We start from the raw sequence: 22,763 nt of genomic DNA, 5'->3' as shown, positions 1-22,763 counted from the left end.
CTTCGTCGTGTCTCCGCGCCCGTCAGACCGCCAGCTCGGCGACATCCCCCTTCGGGGCATCCGGGGCCTCGGCGGCGCCCGGCCTCTTGTTCCGCAGCACCACCGCGGCCAGCAGGCCCGCCGCCACGACACCCACGGCGCTCACCGTGAGGGTGGTCGACATCGCCGAGGTGAAGGCGTCCCGGGCGGCGTGCACCAGACCCGGCTCGCCCTTGGCCTCGGCCAGCGCGCCGACGATCGACTGCTTGGCCTGCTCGGAGGAGCCGGCCGGCATCTTGTCGGCGTAGCCGCTGGCCAGCAGCGATCCGAGGATCGCGATGCCGAGCGCGGTGCCCGCCTGCTGGATGGTGTCGTTCAGGGCGGAGCCGACGCCCGCCTTCTCGGCCGGGATCTCCCCCATCAGCGCGCCGACCGCAGCCGGCATCGCGAGGCCGGCACCCAGGCCGAGCAGGGCCAGCGCCACCGCCGGGACGGTGAAGCTCGTGTCCGCGTCGACCGTGCTGAGCAGGACGAACGACCCGGCCATCAGCGCCATGCCGACCAGGACCAGCGGCCGGTGGCCGACCTTCGCGCTCAGGCCGGCGCCGGCGCCGTTGCCGATCAGCGCGGCGACCGCCATCGGCACGAAGGCCAGGCCCGCCTTGATCGGCGAGTAGTCCAGCACGAACTGGAGGTACTGGGTGAGGACCAGCAGCAGACCGCCGTTGCCGATCTGCACCAGGGTCAGCGAGAGCGAGCCACCGCTGAAGTTGCGCTTCTTGAAGAGCGCCAGCGGCACCATCGGCTCCGCCACCGTGTTCTCCCAGATCACGAAGCCGACCAGGGACACCACCGCGACCGCCAGGGAGATCAGCGAGTTGCCGCCGAACGCGCCGTGCTGCGGGATCTCGATGATCCACCAGATGAGCGCCGTCATGCCGACCGCGGAGAGGACCGCGCCCAGCGGGTCCGGCTTCTGCCAGGGGCCCTTGGACTCGGGCATCAGGACCAGCGCGGCCGTGATCGCGAGGACCACCACCGGCACGTTGATGAAGAAGATCGAGTGCCAGGAGAAGTGGTCGATCAGCACGCCGCCCAGCACCGGGCTGCCGACCAGGCCGAGCATGGAGACCGAGCCCCAGGCCGCCATGGCCTTGCCCCGCTCGTCCTCCTCGAAGACGGTGATGAGGATCGACAGGGTCGACGGCATGATCAGCGCACCGCCGACGCCCATCGCCACCCGGCTCGCGATGACCTCACCGGGGTTGGTGCAGAGCGTCGCCGCCAGCGAGGCCGCTCCGAAGAGCAGCAGGCCGATGATCATCACCTTGCGGCGGCCGAACCGGTCGCCGAGGCTTCCGGAGGTCAGCAGCAGGCCGGCGAAGACCAGGATGTAGGAGTCGAGGATCCACTGCGTGTCCTGCGCGGTGGCCTTGAGGTCCTCGGTCATCGACGGCACCGCCACGGTGAGCGCCATGCTGTCGACCACCAGGACGAGCGTGCTGAGGCACAGCACGATCAGGATCCACCAGCGCCGTGGGTTACGGCCTTCCATGTCTTTTCCCCTCCGAAGTACGCCCGGTGCGTACGATGTTCCGTCGATGCGAACACTGTACGCAGTGCGGAACAGTGTGCGCAACCCTGATTCCTGTACGCTTGATGCGAACGGTGTACGCAGGGATTTCCTCTGCCGATCCCAGGAGGACCAGCCGGTGGCCGCCAAGACGAATCCGATCCCGTCCGTATGGGCCCGCCGACAGCGCGAGCCCGAACAGCCCGTGCTCAGCCGGCACGCGATCGTCCGCGAGGCGATCGCCGTGCTCGACGCCGACGGCGTCGAGGCACTCTCGATGCGCAAGCTCGGCGCCCGGCTCAACGCCGGCGCGACCTCCCTCTACCGGCACGTCGCGACCAAGGACGAGCTGATCGAACTCGCGGTGGACGAGGTGTTCGGCGAGATCCCCGTACCGGACTCCGGCGCCGCCGACTGGCGCGCCGACGTCACCGCGACCTGCGAGTCCTTCCGGGCCACCACGCTGCGCCATCGCTGGCTGGGCTCCGTCATCGGCCAGGCCGGCCTGGTCTACCTGGGCCCCAACCTGGTGAACGTCTCGGAGCGGATGGCCAGGCTGTTCTCGGCCGCCGGCTTCCCGGAGCCCTCGCGGGCCATCGACACCGTGCTCTCCTTCGTGCTCGGGATGAGCACCTCGGAGGCCGCCTTCCTCACCACCGTGGCCCGCAGCGGAGAGACCGAGGGCGAGTTCATCGCCCGGCTGATGCCCTCCGCCCAGGAGGCGGTGGAAGGGCACGACTTCCTCGCCGAGGCCTTCGCCGAGGCCGCGGCCGACGCCGTCGAGAACCCGGCCCGCCTGCGCGACCAGAAGTTCACCTACGGCCTGGAGGTCGTCCTCGACGGCCTGTCGCTCCGTCTCCCGCACTGACCCGCCGTCGGACACCCCGGCCGGGCCGGACCTCCGGCCCGCCGGGACCCCCGCTCCCCCATCCCCCCGCTTTCCCCGTTCCCCCCTTCCCCCCGGACCCGCGACCGCCCCCCGTTCGGGCGGCCGCGGGAGTCATGCGCGCCGGATCACGATGTCACCGAGCTGCGTACGGGCCTTCACCTCGACCCGCTCCCCCGACCCGCCGGGCGCGTCCGAGGCCGCCAGTGCGTTCCGGACGCCGCCGACCTGGGTGTGCACGTCGAGCCAGGCGGCGGTGCCCTCGGCGATGCCGACCTCGACGGAGCCGATGGCGGTCTCCAGGACGGCGCGGCCGCGGACCAGCTCGCCGATCCGCAGGCCGCCGTTGGCGGACCGGACGTCGGCCCCGGCCAGCGCGGTGCCGACGGTGATGGCGCCGTTGGAGGAGCCGGCCCGGAGCTCGCCGCCGACCTCCCCGACGACGGTCTCGCCGTTGAGGTTCTTGACCGTCAGCGCGCCGGCGACGGTGCCGATCTCGATCCGGCCGGAGGAGGACACCTCGGCGTCCCCGTCGGCCCGCCCCAGCCGGATGTCCCCGTGGTCGCTCCTCAGGTCCACCGCGGCCGCGTCCTCGATCCGGATCCGGCCGACCGAGGTCTTGATCCGGCAGTCACCGACGACGCCCTCCAGCTGGAAGTCGCCCATCGGCGCGTCGGCGTCGACCGAGGAGCCGGCCGGCACCTCGACGGTGATGTCGATCGAGCCCGTCCGGCCGAAGATCGCCCGCTTCTTCGGGGCCTTGACGACCAGTTCGCCGTCGACGCAGGAGACCTTGGTCTGCTCGGCGAGCCGGACGTCCAGCTCGGCGCCGGGGTCGGTCGGGCGGACCTCGACCACGGTGTCGGTGCGCTTGGCGGCCGTGACCCGGACCGCGCCGATGTCGAACCGCAGGGTGGCGCGGATCGGTTCCGGAGTGTCGAAAGAAGGCATGGCTGTTCCGTCCTTGTGGCTCTGTACTGCGTTTCCGCAGGTGAAAGGGGTGACTGACGGATGAGCGGGGATGAGCGAGAGACGAGCGGGGGCTGGACCGGAGGGCTAGCGGACCCAGCCGGTGAAGCCCTGGCCGATCCCGTGGCCGGTCCGCGTCGCGGGCCGGGCGGGTGCGCCCGGCTCCAACGCGGCGGCGACGGCCCGGACCAACCAGGCGTTGACCGAGAGGCCCTCCTGCCCGGCGGCCTCCTCGACCCGGGCCTTGAGGTGACCGGGGAGCCGGAAGTTGATCCGGGCGGTGGCGCCGTCCTCCCCCTCCCCGGCCGCACCGGACGGCGCCACGGGTGGCGCCACCGCCGGTGCCACCGCCCCCGGCCCGGCCGGCTCCGCCCCGTGGAACGACGTGGCGGTCGGCGGCGCGGTGACCACGAACTCCGGATCCAGCCCGCGCAGCCGGACGTCCACCGAGCCGGGGGCCAGCTCCCGGGTCACCTCCCCCATCGCGGCGGAGAGCGCGTTCAACAGCGTGAGCCGGGTGGCCGACTCCAGCGGCAAGGTCAGGCGCTCGGCCAGAGCGCGCGCTTCGTCCCCGCCCGCGCCCGCGGCCACCGCGAGCTCGTGCCGGAGGTTGTCGACGTACGGCGTGAGGTCCATGCCCAAGAGCATGGCACATCGATGGCGCCATGTCGAGGGATTTGGCGCCACGCGATGGCGCCACTCGAACGAGTGAATGGCGCCACCCCGGGTGACGGGCCCCGCCCGGGACACCGAAGGCCCCGCCGGCAGCTGCCGACGGGGCCGAGGAGGTGCGGGAAACCGCAGGTCAGAGCTGGCGCCACCGCGCCAGGTGGGCGTCGATCTCGCCGGCCAGCCGGGCCTTGCCCGCGCCGTCGAGGAAGGACGCCTCCACGGCGTTCTTCGCCAGCCCGGCCACCCCGGCCTCGTCCAGGCCGAGCAGCCGCGCCGCCACCGCGTACTCGGCGTTGAGGTCGGTGCCGAACATCGGCGGGTCGTCGCTGTTGACGGTCACCAGCAGCCCGGCGTCGACCATCCGCTTGATCGGGTGGTCCTCGATCCGCTCCACCGCGCGGGTGGCGATGTTGGAGGTCGGGCAGACCTCCAGCGGGATCCGGTGCTCGCCCAGGTAATCCAGCAGCGCCGGGTCCTTGACCGCCTGGGTGCCGTGGCCGATCCGCTCGGCGCCGAGCACCCGCAGCGCGTCCCAGACCGTCTCCGGCCCGGTGGTCTCGCCCGCGTGCGGGACGCTGCGCAGGCCGGCCGCCCGCGCGCGGTCGAAGTACGGCTTGAACTGCGGGCGCGGCACGCCGATCTCCGGGCCGCCGAGGCCGAAGCTGACCAGGCCCTCGGGCGCCAGGTCGACGGCCAGCCGGGCGGTCTCCTCGGCGGACGCCAGACCGGCCTCGCCGGGGATGTCGAAGCACCAGCGGAGCACCACCCCGAGCTCCTTCTCGGCGCGGTGGCGGGCGTCCTCGATGGCCTCCATGAAGGCGACGTCCGGGATGCCCCGGCTGACCGAGGAGTACGGCGTGACGGTCAGCTCGGCGTAGCGGATGTTCTGCCGGGCCATGTCCTCGGCCACGCCGTAGGTCAGGGCGCGGACGTCCTCGGCGTCCCGGATCAGGTCCACCACGCTCAGGTAGACCTCGATGAAGTGCGCGAAGTCGGTGAAGGTGAAGTACTCGGCGAGGGCCGCCGGATCGACGGGCACCTTCGTCCCGCCCGCGTGCCGGGCGGCCAGTTCGGCGACCACCCGGGGCGAGGCCGAACCGACGTGGTGAACGTGCAGCTCCGCCTTGGGCATCGCGGCGATGAACGCCTCGATGGAGCGGTCCGCGGGCTCCGCGGGGGTGCTGGTGGGGGTTCCGATCCGACTTCCGTCCGGCTGGACCACGGTGGTGCCCTTTCTTCCTCTGCCTCGACGAGCCGCCGCGCCACGCACCTCTACGCGTGTACCGGGCGGTGCTGGCAAGGATAAGGCGGGCACACCCCCGTGCCGCCCGCCGCACCACTCACCGCACCACCCGGTACGCGCACCGCCCACCCGCCGCCCGTCGAGGCACCGCGCCGGCGATGCCGTCCACGTCGCCGGCGCACCGGCGGTAGTCGGACGGAGCAACTCTGGCGCACGCCGCCGGGGTCGGTGGACCGTGATCGGCCGTCTCACCGCGTCTCCGCCCGGCGCCGACCGCGTTCCCGCAGGTGACCCGCCGGTTCCGGGGAGCGTCTCAAGCTGGGCTTGGAGACGCCCCCGGTGTCTCAGCCGCCGAACGCGACCGCCACCGAGTGGATCAGCAGTCCGGCGAGCGCGCCGACCACCGTGCCGTTGATCCGGATGAACTGGAGGTCCCGGCCGACGTTGGCCTCGATCTTGCGCGAGGCGTCGTCGGCGTCCCAGCCCGCCACCGTCTCGGAGATCAGCGAGGTGATCTCGGCACGGTAGGTCTCGACCAGGTACTGGGCGGCGTCCTGCAGCCAGCCGTCCGCCTTGGCCTGGAGCTTCGGGTCGGTGGCCAGGCGGGCGCCGAAGCCCCGCACGCCCTCGCGGATGCGCCGACGCAGCTCGCTGTCCTCGTCCTCGGCGGCGTTCAGCACCAGCGAGCGGACGGCGGCCCAGGTGGAGGCGATGAGGTCCTGCACCTCGGGCCGGGCGAGCAGTTCGCCCTTGGCCCGCTCGACCCGGGCGATGGTCTCCGGATCGGTCTGCAGCTCGGTGGCGAAGTCGGCGAGGAAGTTGTCGATCGCCCCGCGCGCCGGGTGGTCCTGGTCGTCCCTGATGTCGGTGACGAACCGCATCAGCTCCTTGTAGACCCGCTCGCCGACCTGGTGGTCGATGAACCGCGGGGTCCAGCCGGGGGTCTTCTGGGTGACCCGCTGGACCACCTCGGCGTGGTTCTCGGTCAGCCAGTCGTGCACCCGGACGGCGATCAGGTCGACCACCCCGTGGTGGCCGCCGTCCGCGACCACCTTGCCGAGCATCCGGCCGGCCGGCTCGGCGACCGAGGTGGCGGCGGCCCGCCGGGTCACCGCCTCGGCGACGACCGCCTGCACGTCCTCGTCGCGCAGCACGGCCAGCACGCCGCGCAGCGCCGCCGAGGCCTCCTTGGTGACCCGCTCGGCGCTGCCGGGCGCGGCCAGCCACTCGCCCAGCCGCCGGGCGATGCCCAGCGCGGCGAGCCGCTCGCGCACCACCCGGCCGGAGAGGAAGTTCTCGCCGACGAAGTCGCCGAGCGACCGGCCGAAGGCGTCCTTCTTGGTCGGGATGATCGCGGTGTGCGGGATGGGCAGGCCGAAGGGGCGCCGGAACAGCGCCGTCACCGCGAACCAGTCGGCCAGCGCGCCGACCATGCCGGCCTCGGCGGCAGCGGCCAGGTAGCCGGCCCAGGCGCCGGCGCCGGCCGCCTTCGCCCAGGTGGCCAGGGCGAAGACCAGGGTCGCGAAGGCCAGCAGGCCGGTCGCGATGGTCTTCATCCGGCGGACGCCGCGTCTCTTCTCCTCGTCGGCCGCGGTGAACCGCATCCCGGGGCCGGTCCCGCTGAAGGCTTCGTCGCTCACCCCGCCAGTCTGCCCGCTGCCCGGCGCGAACGGACGGCGCGCCCGGAGAACGCGCGCCGGTCGACCGCACCGCACGCCGGCCAGCGCCCCGCCTCGTACCCCGGCCCGCACCTCAACTCGGGCGCGCGCCGCAGGTCAGGCGCCCCCGAGTACGATCCGGCGCACCCCGTCCACGCCCGCCCAGCGGTCCGGATCGGTGCACCGCCGGCCGTCCAGCAGCACCCGGACGCCCGGCAGGTCGGCCGGCGCCAGCTCCCGGTACTCCGGGTGGTCCGCCTGCAGCACCGCCGCCACCACCGGCTCGCCCCGGTGCGCGGGCAGGCCCAGGGCCGTCAGTTCCTCGGCCGGGTACAGCGGATCGGCCACGTACGGCCGGGCGCCGGCCGCGCGCACCGCCTCCACCAGCGGGAAGATCCCCGAGTACGCGGTCTCCTTGACGCCGCCGCGGTAGGCGGCGCCGAGCACCAGCACGCCCTGCCCGGCCAGGCCGCCGTCCAGCGCGCCGTCCAGCACCCCGACCGCGTACGCCGGCATCTCCAGGTTGGCCGCCCGGGCCGCGCGGACCACCGTCGCCGAGGGGTCGTTCCACAGGTAGAGCCGCGGGTAGACCGGGATGCAGTGCCCGCCGACGGCGACGCCCGGCCGGTGCAGATGGCTGAACGGCTGCGAGTTGCAGGCGTCGGCGACGGCGGCGAAGTCCACCCCGATCCGGTCCGCGTACCGGGCGAACTGGTTGGCCAGCGCGATGTTGACGTCCCGGTAGGTGGTCTCGGCGAGCTTGGCGAACTCCGCCGCCTCGGCGGACTCCAGCTCCCACACCCCGTTGGGCCGGCCCAGGGCGTCCAGGTCGGGGCGCGGGTCGAAGTCCAGCACCGCCCGGTAGAACTCGGCGCCCCGCCGGGTCGCGGCCGGGTCGATGCCGCCGACCAGCTTGGGGTAGCGCCGCAGGTCGGCGAAGACCCGGCCGGTGCGGACCCGCTCGGGGCTGAAGACCAGGGCGAAGTCCCGGCCCGCGGTCAGCCCGGAGCCGGCCGCCAGTCGCGGCGCCCAGCGGTCCCGGGTGACGCCCACCGGCAGGGTGGTCTCGTAGCTGACCAGCGCGCCCCGGCGCAGCCCGGCCGCGACCGCGTCGGTGGCGGCGTCGAGCAGGGTGAAGTCGGGCGTGCCGTCGGCGGTGGTGACCAGCGGGACGACCAGGACGACGGCCTCGGCGCCGGCCACGGCGGCGGCGGTGTCGGTGGTGGCGCGCAGCCGCCCCTCGGCGACCACCCGCTTGAGCGCCTCGTCCAGGCCGGCCTCGCGGGGGAACGGCGGTCGGCCCTGGTTCACCGCCTCGACGACCGGCGGGGCGACGTCGGCCCCGGTCACCCGGTGGCCCTTGGCGGCGAACTGGACGGCGAGCGGCAGGCCGAGCTTGCCGAGGCCCACCACGCAGATGTCGAGCGGACTCATCGACGGACTCGTCGACGGACTCGTCAACGGCCTCATCGACCGCCTCCTTTCGCGCCGCCGGCGGCCACCGCGTCGGCGAGCCGGGCCCAGGCCGGGTGGCGGCGCAGCCGACGGCGCACCTGGGCGGGCACCGCGCCGCGCCAGAGCTGCTGCACCAGGGTGGGCGGCGGCGGCCCGGGGTCCCCACCGACCGCCGGCCCGGGATCCCCACCACCGGCCGCCGGCTCCCCAGCCGGCTTCCCAGCCGGACCCTCCTCCGGACGCTCCGCCGACCGCTCCTCCCCCAGCAGGAACAGCTCGTCAGCGAGCCCCACCGCGCCGTCCCGGAACCCCGGGTAGCCCGCGTACCGCCGCCGGACCGCGTCCGCCCCGGTCTCGGCCACGACCGGCGGCGCGCCGTGCTCGGCCTCGTACCCGATCAGCTCGCGCAGCGCCTCGTACTGCCCGGTGACGGCCAGCTCCAGCCGCACCCGGTCGGGCACGGCGAGCCGGTGGTACACGGCGCGGGCGTCGAACCGCCGGACGAGTTCGCCGACCCCGGCGCAGACCTCGTCCCGCTGCGCGGCGTCCAGGGTCAGGAGGTCGGCCCGGAGCAGCTGCGGCACCTCCCAGCCGAAGTGCCGCGCCTTGATCGCGTCCAGCTGCCCGCCGGGTGCGGCCAGCTCTGCGGCCACCCGCTGCACCGCCGCGACGCCGCGGATCCGGTCCAGCGCGCCGGCCCGCTGGGTGACGTTGCCCCGGTCCTCGCGCAGCACCAGGAAGTAGTGGTCGTAGTCGGCGAGGACGGAGATCCGGCGGGCCCGCAGGCAGGCGGCGAGGGTGAAGGGCTGGTCGGAGTAGACCTTGAGCTCCTCCTGGCGCACCAGGTCGTACCGCCGGATCAGGTCGAGCCGGAACAGCTTGGTGTCGGCGAGCGCCCAGGCCAGCGCGGAGTCCTCGAAGCCGACCGAGGCGGCGGTGGTGTCGAAGATGCCCTGCGGGACGAGCCGCCCGTTCACCCCGACCTGCTTGGGGATCAGGACGTCCGACTGCCAGCCGTCGGCGGAGGTCACCATCCGCTCCAGGGCCTCGTCGCCGAGCCAGTCGTCGGCGCCGAGGAAGAGCACGTACCGGCCGCGGGCGAGCGCCAGGCCGCGGTTGGTCGGGGCGGCCGGGCCGCCGGAGTTGGACTGGTGGACGACGTGGAACAGGCCGGGGTGGCGGGCCGCGTAGCGGTCGAGCAGTTCGCCGCCGCCGTCCGTGGAGCCGTCGTCGACCGCGACCACCTCCATGCGCGCGTGCCCGACCGTCTGCCGGACCAGCGAATCCAGGCAGGCGGTCAGGTACGGCATGGTGTTGTAGACCGCGATCACCACGGTCACATCGGGTACGGTCATCGGGCGCTGCCCTCCGGTGCGCGGGTCGCCGAACGGTTTCCGCCCGGCCGGGCGCGCCCTCCGCGGAGCGGGTCGGGGCGGCGCGTCGCCGAGCGATGAAACGTCAACTCGGCGGCGCGCCACGGGGTCACGTGCACCACCCGCACGAGCGAGGCGGGATCGAACGCCGGACCGACCGGCGAACGGTCGGCCGACGACGACCTCGGCGAACGCTCGGCCGACCGCGACGGCGACCACGACAGCGGCTCAGCCGATGGCGACCTCGGCGTACATCCGGGCGATCACGTCCTCGATCGCCGGCTCCCGCACCGACAGGTCGACCAGCGGGTAGCGGGCGGCGACGGCGGCCACCACCGGAGCCGCGCTCTGCTGCGCGGGGAAGGCCAGCCACTGGCGCGGGCCCTCCACCCGGACCACCCGGGCGCCCGGCACCTCGATCGGCGGGTGGGTCCCGGCCAGGTCGACGACCAGGGTCCGCTCGCTGTCGCCGACCGCGTGCAGGCCGTCAAGACCGCCGTCGTACACCACCCGGCCGTGGTCGATCACCATGACCCGGTCGCAGAGCTGCTCGATGTCGGTGAGGTCGTGGGTGGTGAGCAGCACGGTGGTGCCGCGCTCGCGGTTGACCTCGCGCAGGAACTCCCGCACCTTGCCCTTGCTGACCACGTCCAGGCCGATGGTCGGCTCGTCGAGGTAGAGCACCCGCGGGTCGTGCAGCAGGGCCGCGGCGAGGTCGCCGCGCATCCGCTGGCCGAGCGAGAGCTGGCGGACGGGCGTGTCGAGCAGCGCGCCCAGGTCGAGCAGTTCGACGCAGCGCTCCAGGTTGGCGCGGTACCGGTGGTCGGGGATCCGGTAGAGCCGGCGGGCCAGTTCGTAGGAGTCGCGCAGCGGGAGGTCCCACCAGAGGGTGGTGCGCTGCCCGAAGACGACGCCGATCCGCCGGGCCAGGGCGACCCGTTCGCGGGCCGGGTCGACGCCGGCGACGCGCAGCCGCCCGGCGGTGGGGACGAGGATGCCGGTGAGCATCTTGACGGTGGTGGACTTGCCGGCGCCGTTGGGGCCGATGTAGCCGACGCACTCGCCGGCCTCGACGGTGAAGGTCAGCCCGTCGACGGCGCGCACCTCACGCTTCTCCCGTCGCAGCCGGCCGGTCCTGGCGCGGACGGTGAAGGTACGGCGGACGTCGTCGAGTTCGATCAGTGCCATGGTGCTCCTCAGAGTCGGGGGGGGAGGGGTCAGCCGCCGGCGCCGCGGTAGGCGCGCAGTCCGGCGCGCCAGGCCAGGCCGGCCGCGGCCAGGGAGAGGACGGCGGCGAGCGGCGAGGCGTACTGGAAGGCGGCGGGCAGGCCCAGCGGGTCGGGCTGGTCGAGGATCCGCAGCGCGGGCAGCCAGTTGACGAAGGCCAGCGGCACGCCGAAGACGGTGCCGGCGACGAGCTCCTTGGCGAACACGGTCGGCGGGTACTGCAGCACGGTGGCGCCGCCGTAGGTGAAGGAGTTCTGCAGCTCCTTGGCCTCGCCCCACCAGAACTGGAGGCTGGCGAAGCCGATGAAGACCGCGGAGAAGATGAGGGTGCCGCAGACCACCAGGACGGGCATCAGCAGCACCCGGTCCCAGGTCCAGTGGACGTCCAGCACCGCCAGCGACCAGATCAGCACGGCCAGCGCCTGGGCGGGCCGGCCGAGCCGGCGCAGCGAGAACCGCTCGGCGCACAGCTGGGCGAGCGCCGGGGCGGGCCGGACCAGCATGATGTCGAGCGTGCCGGTGCGGATCCGCTCGCCGAGGGCGTCGATCGAGCCGACGAAGAGGTTCGCCAGGCCGAGGGACAGCGCCGAGGTGCCGTAGAGGAAGCCGAGTTCGGGCAGGGTCCAGCCGCCGAGCGTGTCGGTGTGCTGGAACATCAGGACGAGCACCGCGAAGTCGAGGAAGGTGACCACGAGGTTGGCGCCGAGCATCATCACGAACGACGCCCGGTAGGACATGATCGCCCTGGTCCACATGGCGGCGGCGAGCCACCAGGAGCGCACCGCCCACGCCGTCCGGGCGGCGGGCGACTCACGGGTGACGGGCGACTCACGGGTGACGGCGGTGCGGGGTACCCGGGTCACGACGGTCCGGTCAGCCACCCTGGACCACCACCTTGCGGGTCGCCAGCAGCTGGAGCAGGCGGCCGGCCGCGAGCAGGGCCGCGGCCCAGGCGAGCTGGAAGCCGAACGCGCGGAGCAGTCCGGTGCCGGTGACGCGCTCCAGGAACACGTCGGTGGGCACCTTGACCAGGGCCGCCCAGGGCAGCAGCGGGGCGAGCTCGCCGAGCAGTCCGGGGAAGAGCGCGAGCGGCAGCAGCATGCCGGAGAAGAACATCGACACCACCAGCGCCACCGAGCGCACGCCCTCCGAGTCGTGCAGCCAGAAGCCGGTGAGCGAGACGAGGAAGCGCAGCCCGAAGCTGACCACCACCGCCAGCAGGGTGGCGAGCAGGAACAGCACCCAGGTCAGCGGGTGTTCGGGCAGCCGGGTGCGGAAGACCAGGGCGCCGACCAGCACCGGCGGCACGCCCCGGGCGAGCAGGTGGAAGCCGGCCCGGCCGAGGTCGGTCGCCAGCCACCAGCCCTGGAAGTCCACCGGGCGGTAGAGGTCGATGGCGATGTCGCCGCTGCGGAACCGCTCCTGGACGTCGTCCTGGAAGCCGCCGCCCATGACGGCGACGGTGACCAGCAGCCCCTGGCTGACCCAGATGTAGGTGACGGCGGTGACCTCGTCGTAGCCGCCGAGGCCGGGCCGGGCCTGCCAGAGGGCGAGGAAGGTGGAGGCGAGGATGAAGCCGAAGACGGTGTTGGTGAAGGCGCCGGCCAGGCTGGCGGCCCGGTAGGTCGAGAAGCGCCGGAACGCGCCGCGGACGACGGCCGCGTAGAGGCGCAGCGCGGCGGCGCCCGGCCACGGCGCGGCGCCCGGGTACGGGGCGCCGGGTGCGTCGCCGGCGGGATCGGGGGGATGGAGCTCAGCCTTCTGCATATTGTCTCCTTATCGACAAATGGCGGCACAGGGAGGCCCCTGCCCGCGTCAGCGCATGCCGGACCGGCTCCGACCGCCGTCCCCCGGGGGTACCGGGCCTGGCGGGCGGGGCTTCACCGGGCCGGAGCCCGAAGTGGCCGCGCTATGTCGTTTGCACCTTTCACCGTACCGCCGCGGCATCCGGTGCGCACCCGGTTATTTCCCCACGGCCCGGAGCCGTCCCACCGTCTGATCCACGGTCAAATAGCACATAATCGCGGCATGACCATGAGCACCCGCCGCCGGGCCAGGCGGGCCGCCCGCCGCGAGGCGCGCCGCGCCCTGCCGCTCTGGCGGCGGCTGCTGCCCACCTGGCGGCTCTGCCTCGGCGCCGTGCTCGCCGTCCTGCTGCTCGCCATCGGCGCCTTCGCGGTGCTCTACGTCATCGTCCCGCTGCCCGACCCCAACGCCCAGGCCGTCGCCCAGAGCAACGTCTACCTCTACGCCGACGGCGTCACCGAGATCGCCCGCACCGGCACCGTCAACCGCACCGACGTCGCCATCGAGCGGATCCCCGTCAACACCCGGCAGGCCGTCGTCGCCGCCGAGGACCGCACCTTCTACCAGAACCGCGGCATCGACCTGGCGGGCATGGTCCGGGCCGGCTGGAACACCCTCACCGGCAAGGGCACGCAGGGCGGCTCCACCATCACCCAGCAGTACGTCAAGAACTACTACCTCACCCAGAGCCAAACCATCGAACGCAAGGGCCGCGAACTCCTCATCGCCCTCAAGGTCGACCAGCAGCGCGGCAAGGACGAGATCCTCGCCGGCTACCTCAACACCAGCTACTTCGGCCGCGGCGCCTACGGCATCCAGAGCGCCGCCCGCGCCTACTACGGCGTCGACGTCTCCGAACTCACCCTCCCTCAGAGCGCCTACCTCGCCGCCCTGCTCCAGGCGCCCAGCGCGTACGACGTCAAGACCGCCACCCCCGCCAACCGCGACCGGGCTCTCGCCCGCTGGCACTACACCCTCGACGGCATGGTCCAGCTCGGCTTCCTCAGCGCCACCGACCGCGCCGCGATCACCTTCCCCGACCCGATCGACCCGCAGCCCGCCACCGGCCTGTCCGGCCAGGCCGGCTACCTGGTCGGCGTCGCCGACGACTACCTGGTCACCAACCGCGTCCTCGACTCCGCCACCCTCAAGGCCGGCGGCTGGCGCATCACCACCACCTTCGACCAGGACAAGCAGGACGCCCTCGCCCGCGCCGTCCACGACGAACTCACCGCCGAACTCGACCCCGTCGCCCGCCCCGCCACCGACACCGACGTCCGGGTGGCCGGCGCCTCCGTCGAACCCGACACCGGCCGCGTCGTCGCCGTCTACGGCGGACCCGACTACGCCAGACAGCCCTACAACGACGCGCTGCGCCAGGACAACCAGATCGGCTCCACCTTCAAACCGATCGACCTCGCCGCCGGCCTCACCTCCCAGCGCACCAGCGCCGACGGCCTGCCGATCACCACCGAGACCCGCTACGACGGCACCAGCGAACGCCCCGTCACCGACGGCCCCACCCCCTACGCGCCGCCCAACGAGGACGACATCGACTACGGGCCCATCACCCTGCGCCAGGCCATGGTCAGATCCGTCAACTCGGTCTACGCCCAGGAGGGCGTGGACGCCGGACTCGACCACGTCCGGGAGACCGCCATCCGGCTCGGCATCCCGGCCGACGTGCCCGGCATGGACCCGGCCAACACCTCGATGACCCTCGGCACCGCCACCCCCAGCGCCCTCGACCTGGCCGGCGTCTACGCCGCCCTCGCCAACCACGGCGAGGCCCACCGGCCCTGGTCGGTGACCGAGCTCGCCCGGGTCAACCCCGGCACCGGCCCGGTCGACGTACCGGCCCTGCCCGACCACCCCGGCTCCCCCGCCCTCGACCGGGGCACCGCCGACGCCGTCACCGACGTCCTGCGCGAGGTCGTCGGCCCGCGCGGCACCGGCGCCGCCGCCCTCGGACTCGGCCGCCCCGCCGCCGGCAAGACCGGCACCACCGACGCCAACCTCTCCGCCTGGTTCGCCGGCTACACCCCCGAACTCGCCACCACCGTCGGCCTCTTCCGGGAGAACCCGAAGACCCACGCCAAGGAGCCGCTGGCCGGCACCGCCGGCTACGCCCGGATCAACGGCGGCGCCTTCCCCACCCGGATCTGGACCACCTACATGGACGACGTCCTGGACGGCACCGTCGTCCAGTCCTTCGACCTCCAGCCCACCGAGGGCAACAGCCAGCCCGGCACCGGCGGCGCCAGCGGCACCCCGACCACCACCACCCCGGCCTCCGCCTCCCCGTCCGCCACCACCGCCCCCGCCCCGTCGCCGCCGGCGGGCACCACCGGCGGAGCGACGGTCCCCACCGCCCCGGCCCCGTCCGGCCCCCGCCGGCCCACCGCGACCACCGGCCCCGACAGCCCCGAGCCGGCACCGGAGATCACGATCATCACCCCCGAGCCGACCGCCCCCGCGGCGACCACCCGGCCCGAACCCGCGCAGTCGCAGACCTCCCCCAGCCCGCGGCCCAGCACCGCGCGGCCCACCGCCGAACCGGCCACCACCGCGCCCAGCAAGGCCCCGGAACCGACCCGCACCCCCGGGCCGCCGCCACCACCGCCGCCAAGCCCCCGGCCACCGCCGAAGCGGCCACCCCGCCCCCGTCCTGACCCACCCGCCCCGGAGTCGCTGGTCACTCAGGCCACTCAGGCCACCAGCTCGCGCTCCAACGGCGTCCGGAACCGCGGCGTCACCCGGACCTCCCCCAACCAGCCCCGCAACCGCTCCGCCTCCCCCACGATCGCCGCCACCGCCTCCGCCCCCACGTCCTCGAACAGCCGCCACACCACCTCACCGTCCGCCCGCTGCGCCCAGCCGCCCACCACCCGGCCGCACCACCACACCGTCGGCCCCGCGTTCCCCGCCCGGTCGAACAGCGCCGGCACATCCCCCGGCCGCAGGTACCAGTCCCGCCCGCGCCACCCCATCACCGCCGGATCCAGCCCCGGCAGCAGCGCCGCCCACGGCTCCGGCTCCGCCACCGGCCCCTCGTCCCCCGGCAGCACCAGACCCACCACCCCGCCGGCCAGGGCCACCTCCACCGCGCCCACCTCGGCCAGCGCCCCGCGGACGGCCCCGAGCGTCCAGCCCGTCCACCACTTCACGTCCTCGACCGACCCCGGCCCGTACGCCGCCAGCCAGCGCCGCACCACCTCCGCCTTCGCCTCCCGCTCCGGCAGCTCCGGCCACTGCTCCACCGGCGCCCACGGATAGCTGCTGCTCAGCCACGACCCCCGCGGCCGGGAACGCCGCACATGCCCGTCCGAGGCCAACATCCGCAGCAGCCGGCTCCCCACACTCTGCTTCGCCTCGTACGGCTTGCCCGCCGACATCACCATCGTCTCGCGCATCGCCGGCACGTCCGCGCCCAGCTCCGCCGTCGTCGCCTCACCGCGCACCGCGAGCGCCGCCAGCACCGCCCGCTCGGTCTCCGCCAGCCGCGCCGCGCTCCACCCCTCGGCGAACTCCCCGAGGTGCTTCAGCAGCGTCGCCCGCTCCTTCAGCGCGATCGGCCGCGCCGCCGCCGCGCTCACGTACGGCGCGAACTCCTCCGTCACCGCGAAGAGCGTCCGCCGCATCGACAGCAGCTTCACCAGCGAGACGTCCTCGTACAGCGCCCGCTCCACCTCCGCCGCCGAGGGCTCCCGCAACCGCGCGCACGCCGACAGGTACACCGTCGCCGCGTCGGTGGCGTGCAGCCCGACGACCGCGTCGGCCACCTCCTCCACCCGCGCCACCCGCCCGGCCGGCGCCAGCAGTTGCCGCCGCCCGAGCCGCGCCCGCCGCTGCCCGTCGTCGATCGCCACCGCCCCGCTGCTCACCATGAGCGGATCCTACGATCCGTCACCGACAGCCGCCGGGCGTCGGGCCGCGGCCCCGACCGGGCTCAGGTGTTGGGCGACAGGATGAACAGCGGGAACACCCGGCGCTGCGGCACGTCGCCGATCTCCGCCAGGGCCGCCCGGATCTCCCGCAGATGATCGACGGTCAGCTCCAGCGGGGCCTCGTACGGCTGGTAGGTGTACCGGATCGGGTAGTCCACCCCCGGCTTCACGCTCATCTCGATGTGGCAGCCGAGCACATGGGTGACCGCCCGGCCCTCGCAGAACTCCACCAGCCGCCCGATCGAGCGCCCGAAGGCCGCCCAGTCCTGGATGTAGAGCCGCCCGGGATAGACCGTGTCGCCGGTCAGCAGGAAGCCGGTCCACGGGTCGAAGAACGTCACCGCCGCCTCGTGGTGCCCCGGCGTCGCCAGGCACTCCAGCACCCGGCCCCCGAGGTCGACCCGGGCCACCGCCTCCGCGTCCTCGTCGAACCCGAACCACGCCCAGGCCGTCGCCCGGTCCGCCCCCACCAGCACGGTGTCCGGACGGTCCGCGAACTGCCCGTCCCCCGCGACATGGTCGCCGTGCGCGTGGGTGTGCAGCACCAACAGCTCGTACCCGTCCCGCGGGTTGCGCTCCAGCCAGGCCGCGACCAGCCCGTCGACCGTCTCCCGCAGCGGGAAGAACTCCGCCGACGCGGTGGCCCCGGTGTCGATCAGCACCGCCCGCTCGTTGCCGAACAGCAGGAACAGGAACGGCGCCTCGTAGTTGACCGCCTTGTTCTGCCGCAGGATCACGGTGTGCTCGTCGTACGCGTGGACCTGGATGTCCGGGTCCGTGTTGTGCTTCGCCGACTCGGAGCCGTGGATCCACCGCACGCCGTCCAGCCCCCGCACCCGCGGAGCCGTCCCGCCGAAGTCGACCGAAGAGCGCCCAGCCATGCCGTCCCCTTTCTCCGAAGCCGCTCGGTAGCTCACAGGTAGAGCCCCGTCGAGCCCTCGGTGTCGCCGAAGCGCATCGCGGCCACCGCGTGGAGGTCGCGCTCGCGCAGCAGGACGTAGGTCGCGCCGCGGACCTCGACCTCCAGCTTGTCCTCGGGGTCGTACAGTACCCGGTCGCCGGGCTCCACGGAGCGCACGCTCTGGCCGACCGCGACCGCCTCGGCCCAGGCGCAGCGCTTGGAGATCTCGGCGGTCGCCGGGATGAGGATGCCGCCGGTGGAGCGGCGCTCGCCCTCGCCGGCCTCGGTCTTCACCAGCACGCGGTCGTGCAGCATCTTGATCGGCAGCTTCTCGCCCAACCGGTCGTGACGCGGCAGGTCGCTCTCGACGAGGAGGGAGTGCTGGGTGGGTTCGTCGTTGGTGCTCACGATCCCGACGGTACCGCTCCCGGGCGCGCTGCGTGACGCCAGCCCGGTCCCGGGGCACGGGACGGCGGGCCGGGCACGCGGTGCCCGGCCCGCAGGCGCGGTGCCCCCGCAGGCGTAGTACTCCCGCAGGCGTGCTGCCGCGGGTCAGCCCTTGCGGCGCTTGCGCGCCGAGGCGACCAGCAGCACCAGGCCGACGCCGACCAGGGCGGCCGGGACGATCCGCTCCTTGCGCGGCTGCCCCTTCTCGTCCACGAACTGCGCGCGGGCCTGCTCGACCAGCCCGCTGGCCGCCACGTACGCCCGGCCGGCCTTCTCCTCGACCGCGGCCACGGTCTTCGCCTTGACCTGGGCGGAGATGGTGGTCGGGTGCACCCGCATGGCGAGCTCGTCCAGGGTCGCCGCCAGCTGGGTGCGGGTGCGGGTGATGTCCGCCTCGATCTGGGCGGTCGTCCGCGCCGACTTGTCCGTAGTGCTCGCCTCGCCCACTCGGGCCACCCCATTCACTGATGTTGTCCTGTGCGACTGACCCAGTGTGTCAGCTGGCACGCGGGGCCGCGCGGCCCTACCCACCATCGGGGGTAAGTTGGCCGTGGTACGACTGCCCGCCCAGCACCAGGAGAAACCCCCGTGAGTGAGCGTCTCCAGCCCGGTGACACCGCGCCCGCCTTCACCCTGCCCGACGCCGACGGCAACGAGGTGTCCCTCGCCGGCCACCTCGGCCGCAAGGTGATCGTCTACTTCTACCCGGCCGCGCTCACCCCCGGCTGCACCAAGCAGGCCTGCGACTTCACCGACAACCTGGAGGTCTTCGCCGGCGCCGGCTACGACGTCATCGGCATCTCGCCGGACAAGCCGGAGAAGCTCGGCAAGTTCCGCGAGGCCGAGGACCTCAAGGTCACCCTGCTCTCCGACCCGGAGAAGAAGGTGCTGGAGGCCTACGGCGCGTTCGGCGAGAAGAAGCTGTACGGCAAGACCGTCACCGGCGTGATCCGCTCCACCGTGATCGTGGACGAGCAGGGCAAGGTCGAGCACGCGCTGTACAACGTGAAGGCGACCGGCCACGTGGCCAAGCTGCTGCGCGACCTCAAGGTCGAGGCGGCCTGACCCCGACGCGGCCTGACCCCGACGCGGGGCGACCCCGACGCGGGGCCGCCCGCACGGCGCAGCGGTGGCGGCGCACCCCCCGACCGGGTGCACCGCCACCGCCGTCTCTCACCTCGGGCGACCGCTGCCGTCAGGTCAGCAGGCGCCGAGGTCGCTCCAGACGCCCCAGGCGCCGCTCGCGCTCGGGTCCTCGCCCTTGGTCCACCACTTGTTCTGGTAGTAGTGGCCCTTCCAGGAGACCTTGGTCGGGGTGGCGTAGGTGGTGCCCGCGTCCCAGCCCGGCGCACCCGCGCAACCGGCCGGCGTCGTCGGGGGCGTCGTGGGCGGCGTCGTGGGCGGAGTGGTCGGCGGCGTCGTGGGAGGCGTCGTCGGAGGCGTCGTACCGCCGTCCACCGCACCGCGGGTCAGGTCGCCCTTGAGGCCGTACAGCGTGCCGCCCACGTTGACCGTCCAGTTGGACGGGGTGGACACCGGCAGGTAGTAGACGAAGTCCAGGTCGACCGAGGCGCCCGGGGCGAGCGACTGCCAGCCGGGCAGCTTGACCGAGACCCGGTTGTAGGTGCCCTTGAGGCCGCCCGTGTTCGGACCGGTGTGGTCCTGCTTGATCACCGTCAGGCCGAAGCCGGACTGGTCCTTGGCGTTGCCCGGGGCCGAGTTGCCGTAGTCGAACTGGAACTCCGTGCCGCCCGGCAGGGTCAGCGCCGAGTTGTTGACGATGTGGATCTTCGGGTTGATCGGGTAGTTCGAGTCGCCCAGCGCGAAGTTGGTGAACGACACGTCGACCGGCAGGGTCTGCTGCGGCAGCGCCGTGGTCGAACGGATCGCGCCGTACGGCGAGGCCGCCTTGAACTTGTCGTACATCAGCGAGGTCAGCGTGTTGCCGGGCACGTACTGGCCCTTGCCGCCGTTGGCGGCGGCGTCCCACCGGTAGTCGCCCGCGAGCTCCCAGATCATCGCGCCGCCGGCGCCCTGGTTGACGATGTAGTCGGCCTTGGCGCCCACCGACTGCTCGTCCTCGGTGGACAGGAAGACCTTCTTGGTGTCGTTCCACAGCCACGGCGCGACCAGCGAGGAGCTGTAGTTGCGGACGTAACTGCCCCGCAGGGCGGTGTCCGTCACGCCGTACTTGGCCAGGTAGTCGGGCAGGACGCCCTTCTCCAGGTTCTTCGCGTGCCACATCGGGTTCGACCCGGCCGGGGACTCCTTGCCCGCGTCGTCCTTGTCGTTCCAGATGTTGTCGATGCCGACCGCGCCGTCACCGCAGGAGGTCAGTCCTGCGCCGACCGGGCAGGTGGTCGCCGGGGCGGTGCCCCAGAGGCCGTTGGTGCCGCCCTGGACGTTCTTGAAGCCGCGGGTGTAGTACGGCAGGCCGACGTTGACCCGGCCGCCGGGCATCGCGCCGCGGAAGTAGTGGTACGACCAGTCGGCGTTGAGGTAGCCGATGCCGCCGTACTGGGCGGTGCCGTAGACGTTGGCCGCCGCCAGCTCGCCGTCCTTGCCGTCGTCGTACAGCGAGGCGTTCGGGCCGACGTACTTGTTCCAGGCGCCGTGCAGGTCGTACGACATGATGTTGACGTAGTCCAGGTACTGCGCCACCTGGAAGGTCTCCATGCCGCGCAGCAGGTAGCCCGAGGACGGGGCCGCGACCGAGAGCAGGTAGTGCCGGCCGTCGGCGGCGCCGGCCCGGTCCAGCTTCTCGCGCAGGGTCTTCATCAGCGCGGCGTAGCCCTTGGCCAGCGAGCCGCGCTTGCTGTTGGCGAGTTGCCAGTCCAGCGGGTTGCCCGCGTCCTTCATCGAGGTCGGGTACTCGTAGTCGACGTCGACGCCGTTGAAGCCGTACTTCTTGACGAAGTCGACGGCCGAGGTGGCGAAGGTGTCGATGCCCGCCTGGTTGACGCTGCCGTCCGGATTGACGGTCATCGAGTAGAAGCCGCCGGAGTTGACGCGCTTGCCGTCGTCGCCGAAGTACCCGCCGGTCTCCGTCCAACCGCCCACCGAGATGAGGGTCTTGACGTTCGGGTACTGCTTCTTGAACTTCGTCAGCAGGTTGAAGTGGCCCTTGTAGGGCAGCGACGGGTCGAGCTCCGCACCGGGCACGCCGGGGAACGAGATGCCGGTGGCCTCGTTCTTGTCGTTGTCGGTGCCGACGGACAGCTTGTTGTCCGAACCGACGTGGCCGAAGGCGTAGTTGAGGTGGGTGACCTTGTCCCACGGGACGTCGCTGACCAGGTACGGCGGGGTGCCGTCCTTGCCGGTGCGCCAGCCGGTGAAGTAGCCGATGATGCGGCGCTGGTGGTCCGCGCCCATCTTCTCGCGGCCGTTGGTGTCGTAGACGCTGCAGTACGGGACGTCGACACCGGGCGTGGCATAGAGGCCGTCCGGCCGACAGGCGGCGTTGTCGACGGCGGCGGACGCCTGGGAGGGCGCCGCGCCCAGCGTGGCCACCAGCAGGCCGGCCAGACCGGCGGCCGCCAGCGAGGCCAGGCCGGCGCGGGCCGGCGGGCTCGTGGACCGACGGGCAGCGGTGGGACGCCGCTCCGCCATGGATCGGATCAACACTCGGTCCTCCGGGCAGAGTGCCGGCGCGTGCCTGGGGGAGCACGCACGTGGGGGAAAGCAGATTGGCGCCGAAGCTATGTGGTCTGAACCACATAGGTCAATAGGTCTGTACCAATTGGCAATCAATTCCCCAACCCCACCCATCGAACAGCCGATCACCGACACCCCCGCCTCCACACCCGCCCCGACCCACGTCCGGCAAGGCCGTAACCGAACGCCCCCACGATCGTTCGCACACACGGGGGACGGGCACACACCAGCCCGAAGGGGAGAACCATGGCCGTCGAATACACCCGTGCACTGCTCGCGCAGACCGCCGCGACCGCCGCCTCGCTCGACGAGATGCTCGTCGCACTCGGCAAGAAGCCGAACAAGGACCGGCGCAAGTACCTGCGCCGCAAGCTGACCGAGTACGCCATCGACACCTCGCACTTCCGCCCCGGAGGAAGCGTCTACACCCGCGAGCTCCTCCAGGAGGCCGTCGACGCCTCGCACAGCATCGCCGGGACGGTGCGTCACCTTCAGCTCCGCCAGGCCGGCGGCACCCAGGCCCACATCGGGCGCCGGATCAAGGCCCTCGGCATAGACATCTCGCACTTCACCGGGCAGGCCCACAATCGCGGCAAGCACTCGACCCGGCGGCTCTCCCCCGCGGAGGTCCTGGTCCAGCGGCCACCCGAGGCGAAGCGGCTGCCCGGCTCCCGCATCCGCGTCGCGCTGGCCGAACTCGGCCGGCCGGAGCTCTGCGAGGGCTGCGGCACCGGGCCCGAGTGGCAGGGGCGACCGCTGACCTTGGAGGTGGACCACATCAACGGGGACTGGTCCGACAACCGGCCGGACAACCTGCGACTGCTCTGCCCGAACTGCCACGCCGTCACGGACACCTACTGCAGGCGGAACAGGAACCGCCGCACGGAGTCCCCCGACCGCGTTCGCCAGGGCGACGCCACAAGCCGAAATGGCGGTGTTCCCGCACCTCGCGAGCCCCTAGACTGAAGGCCTT

The 22,763-nt window shown here is 73.1% G+C and carries 18 protein-coding genes and 1 pseudogene; 4 read left to right on the top strand and 15 right to left on the bottom strand.

Annotation, left to right across the window (positions count from 1 at the left end; genetic code table 11):
• Positions 1-22: 22 nt before the first annotated feature.
• A complete protein-coding gene (locus tag ACFP3U_RS17370) occupies positions 23-1,534 on the bottom strand; it encodes an MFS transporter (RefSeq protein ID WP_380226438.1) in 1,512 nt (503 codons plus the stop codon).
• 157 nt (positions 1,535-1,691) lie between these two features.
• Here ACFP3U_RS17370 and ACFP3U_RS17365 point away from each other — a divergent pair, with 157 nt between their 5' ends.
• Positions 1,692-2,420, top strand: coding sequence for a TetR/AcrR family transcriptional regulator (locus ACFP3U_RS17365; protein ID WP_380226437.1), 729 nt, complete (start codon positions 1,692-1,694; stop codon positions 2,418-2,420).
• Between the two features lie 132 nt (positions 2,421-2,552).
• Here the strand turns inward: ACFP3U_RS17365 and ACFP3U_RS17360 are convergent, their stop codons facing one another.
• The 9 genes from ACFP3U_RS17360 to ACFP3U_RS17320 form a co-directional block, all read right to left on the bottom strand.
• Complete coding sequence (locus ACFP3U_RS17360; protein ID WP_380226436.1) at positions 2,553-3,389, bottom strand: DUF4097 family beta strand repeat-containing protein; 837 nt, start codon at positions 3,387-3,389, stop codon at positions 2,553-2,555.
• Positions 3,390-3,494: 105 nt separating this feature from the next.
• A complete protein-coding gene (locus ACFP3U_RS17355; protein ID WP_380226435.1) occupies positions 3,495-4,043 on the bottom strand; it encodes a hypothetical protein in 549 nt (182 codons plus the stop codon).
• A 169-nt stretch (positions 4,044-4,212) separates the two neighbouring features.
• On the bottom strand, positions 4,213-5,277 hold the full coding sequence (locus ACFP3U_RS17350; protein WP_380226488.1) for an adenosine deaminase: 1,065 nt from the start codon (positions 5,275-5,277) through the stop codon (positions 4,213-4,215).
• Between the two features lie 389 nt (positions 5,278-5,666).
• The gene (locus tag ACFP3U_RS17345) at positions 5,667-6,926 is read right to left on the bottom strand and encodes a DUF445 domain-containing protein (RefSeq protein ID WP_380226487.1); all 1,260 of its coding nucleotides are present in this window, start codon (positions 6,924-6,926) and stop codon (positions 5,667-5,669) included.
• 171 nt (positions 6,927-7,097) lie between these two features.
• Positions 7,098-8,414, bottom strand: coding sequence for a nucleotide sugar dehydrogenase (locus ACFP3U_RS17340; protein ID WP_380226434.1), 1,317 nt, complete (start codon positions 8,412-8,414; stop codon positions 7,098-7,100).
• Positions 8,415-8,446: 32 nt separating this feature from the next.
• Positions 8,447-9,790: a glycosyltransferase family 2 protein gene (locus ACFP3U_RS17335; RefSeq protein WP_380226433.1), complete on the bottom strand. Its 1,344-nt coding sequence runs from the start codon at positions 9,788-9,790 to the stop codon at positions 8,447-8,449.
• A gap of 246 nt (positions 9,791-10,036) precedes the next feature.
• Entirely contained in the window at positions 10,037-10,996 is a 960-nt protein-coding gene (locus ACFP3U_RS17330; protein WP_380226432.1) for an ABC transporter ATP-binding protein, read from the bottom strand.
• 29 nt (positions 10,997-11,025) lie between these two features.
• Entirely contained in the window at positions 11,026-11,916 is an 891-nt protein-coding gene (locus tag ACFP3U_RS17325) for an ABC transporter permease (RefSeq protein ID WP_380226431.1), read from the bottom strand.
• A complete protein-coding gene (locus ACFP3U_RS17320; protein ID WP_380226486.1) occupies positions 11,909-12,709 on the bottom strand; it encodes an ABC transporter permease in 801 nt (266 codons plus the stop codon). Before ACFP3U_RS17320 ends, ACFP3U_RS17325 begins: the two co-directional genes overlap by 8 nt.
• A gap of 72 nt (positions 12,710-12,781) precedes the next feature.
• Between ACFP3U_RS17320 and ACFP3U_RS17315 the strand changes: the two are divergent.
• Positions 12,782-14,830, top strand: a pseudogene (locus ACFP3U_RS17315) (transglycosylase domain-containing protein); the annotation flags it as partial.
• A 719-nt stretch (positions 14,831-15,549) separates the two neighbouring features.
• Here the strand turns inward: ACFP3U_RS17315 and ACFP3U_RS17310 are convergent.
• The 4 genes from ACFP3U_RS17310 to ACFP3U_RS17295 form a co-directional block, all read right to left on the bottom strand.
• On the bottom strand, positions 15,550-16,728 hold the full coding sequence (locus ACFP3U_RS17310) for a winged helix DNA-binding domain-containing protein (RefSeq protein WP_380226430.1): 1,179 nt from the start codon (positions 16,726-16,728) through the stop codon (positions 15,550-15,552).
• Between the two features lie 62 nt (positions 16,729-16,790).
• A complete protein-coding gene (locus ACFP3U_RS17305; RefSeq protein WP_380226429.1) occupies positions 16,791-17,669 on the bottom strand; it encodes an MBL fold metallo-hydrolase in 879 nt (292 codons plus the stop codon).
• 32 nt (positions 17,670-17,701) lie between these two features.
• A complete protein-coding gene (locus ACFP3U_RS17300) occupies positions 17,702-18,004 on the bottom strand; it encodes a co-chaperone GroES (RefSeq protein ID WP_078881937.1) in 303 nt (100 codons plus the stop codon).
• Positions 18,005-18,241: 237 nt separating this feature from the next.
• A complete protein-coding gene (locus ACFP3U_RS17295) occupies positions 18,242-18,583 on the bottom strand; it encodes a DUF3618 domain-containing protein (RefSeq protein ID WP_380226428.1) in 342 nt (113 codons plus the stop codon).
• A 141-nt stretch (positions 18,584-18,724) separates the two neighbouring features.
• Between ACFP3U_RS17295 and bcp the strand changes: the two genes are divergently transcribed.
• Positions 18,725-19,201, top strand: a complete 477-nt coding sequence (bcp, locus tag ACFP3U_RS17290; RefSeq protein ID WP_350544809.1) for a thioredoxin-dependent thiol peroxidase — start codon at positions 18,725-18,727, stop codon at positions 19,199-19,201.
• A gap of 135 nt (positions 19,202-19,336) precedes the next feature.
• Here the strand turns inward: bcp and ACFP3U_RS17285 are convergent, their stop codons facing one another.
• Complete coding sequence (locus ACFP3U_RS17285; RefSeq protein WP_380226427.1) at positions 19,337-21,745, bottom strand: chitinase C-terminal domain-containing protein; 2,409 nt, start codon at positions 21,743-21,745, stop codon at positions 19,337-19,339.
• Positions 21,746-22,036: 291 nt separating this feature from the next.
• On the opposite strand from ACFP3U_RS17285, the gene ACFP3U_RS17280 reads away from it, so the two are divergent.
• Positions 22,037-22,756, top strand: a complete 720-nt coding sequence (locus tag ACFP3U_RS17280; protein WP_380226426.1) for an HNH endonuclease signature motif containing protein — start codon at positions 22,037-22,039, stop codon at positions 22,754-22,756.
• Positions 22,757-22,763: the final 7 nt, after the last annotated feature.

Source organism: Kitasatospora misakiensis, from assembly GCF_042656005.1.
In the GTDB taxonomy this organism is placed as follows: domain Bacteria; phylum Actinomycetota; class Actinomycetes; order Streptomycetales; family Streptomycetaceae; genus Kitasatospora; species Kitasatospora misakiensis.
Note: the sequence above shows the minus strand (reverse complement) of the source record. Positions and strands in the feature narration are given on the sequence as shown.

What these genes read in the sequence shown, in the direction of transcription:
- ACFP3U_RS17345 (WP_380226487.1), bottom strand. Translation starts at nt 6,926, where the DNA reads ATGCGGTTCACCGCGGCCGACGAGGAGAAGAGACGCGGCGTCCGCCGG.
- ACFP3U_RS17355 (WP_380226435.1), bottom strand. Translation starts at nt 4,043, where the DNA reads ATGGACCTCACGCCGTACGTCGACAACCTCCGGCACGAGCTCGCGGTG.
- ACFP3U_RS17310 (WP_380226430.1), bottom strand. Translation starts at nt 16,728, where the DNA reads ATGGTGAGCAGCGGGGCGGTGGCGATCGACGACGGGCAGCGGCGGGCG.
- ACFP3U_RS17305 (WP_380226429.1), bottom strand. Translation starts at nt 17,669, where the DNA reads ATGGCTGGGCGCTCTTCGGTCGACTTCGGCGGGACGGCTCCGCGGGTG.
- ACFP3U_RS17330 (WP_380226432.1), bottom strand. Translation starts at nt 10,996, where the DNA reads ATGGCACTGATCGAACTCGACGACGTCCGCCGTACCTTCACCGTCCGC.
- ACFP3U_RS17335 (WP_380226433.1), bottom strand. Translation starts at nt 9,790, where the DNA reads ATGACCGTACCCGATGTGACCGTGGTGATCGCGGTCTACAACACCATG.
- ACFP3U_RS17360 (WP_380226436.1), bottom strand. Translation starts at nt 3,389, where the DNA reads ATGCCTTCTTTCGACACTCCGGAACCGATCCGCGCCACCCTGCGGTTC.
- ACFP3U_RS17280 (WP_380226426.1), top strand. Translation starts at nt 22,037, where the DNA reads ATGGCCGTCGAATACACCCGTGCACTGCTCGCGCAGACCGCCGCGACC.
- ACFP3U_RS17300 (WP_078881937.1), bottom strand. Translation starts at nt 18,004, where the DNA reads ATGCTGCACGACCGCGTGCTGGTGAAGACCGAGGCCGGCGAGGGCGAG.
- ACFP3U_RS17340 (WP_380226434.1), bottom strand. Translation starts at nt 8,414, where the DNA reads ATGAGTCCGCTCGACATCTGCGTGGTGGGCCTCGGCAAGCTCGGCCTG.
- ACFP3U_RS17285 (WP_380226427.1), bottom strand. Translation starts at nt 21,745, where the DNA reads ATGGCGGAGCGGCGTCCCACCGCTGCCCGTCGGTCCACGAGCCCGCCG.
- ACFP3U_RS17370 (WP_380226438.1), bottom strand. Translation starts at nt 1,534, where the DNA reads ATGGAAGGCCGTAACCCACGGCGCTGGTGGATCCTGATCGTGCTGTGC.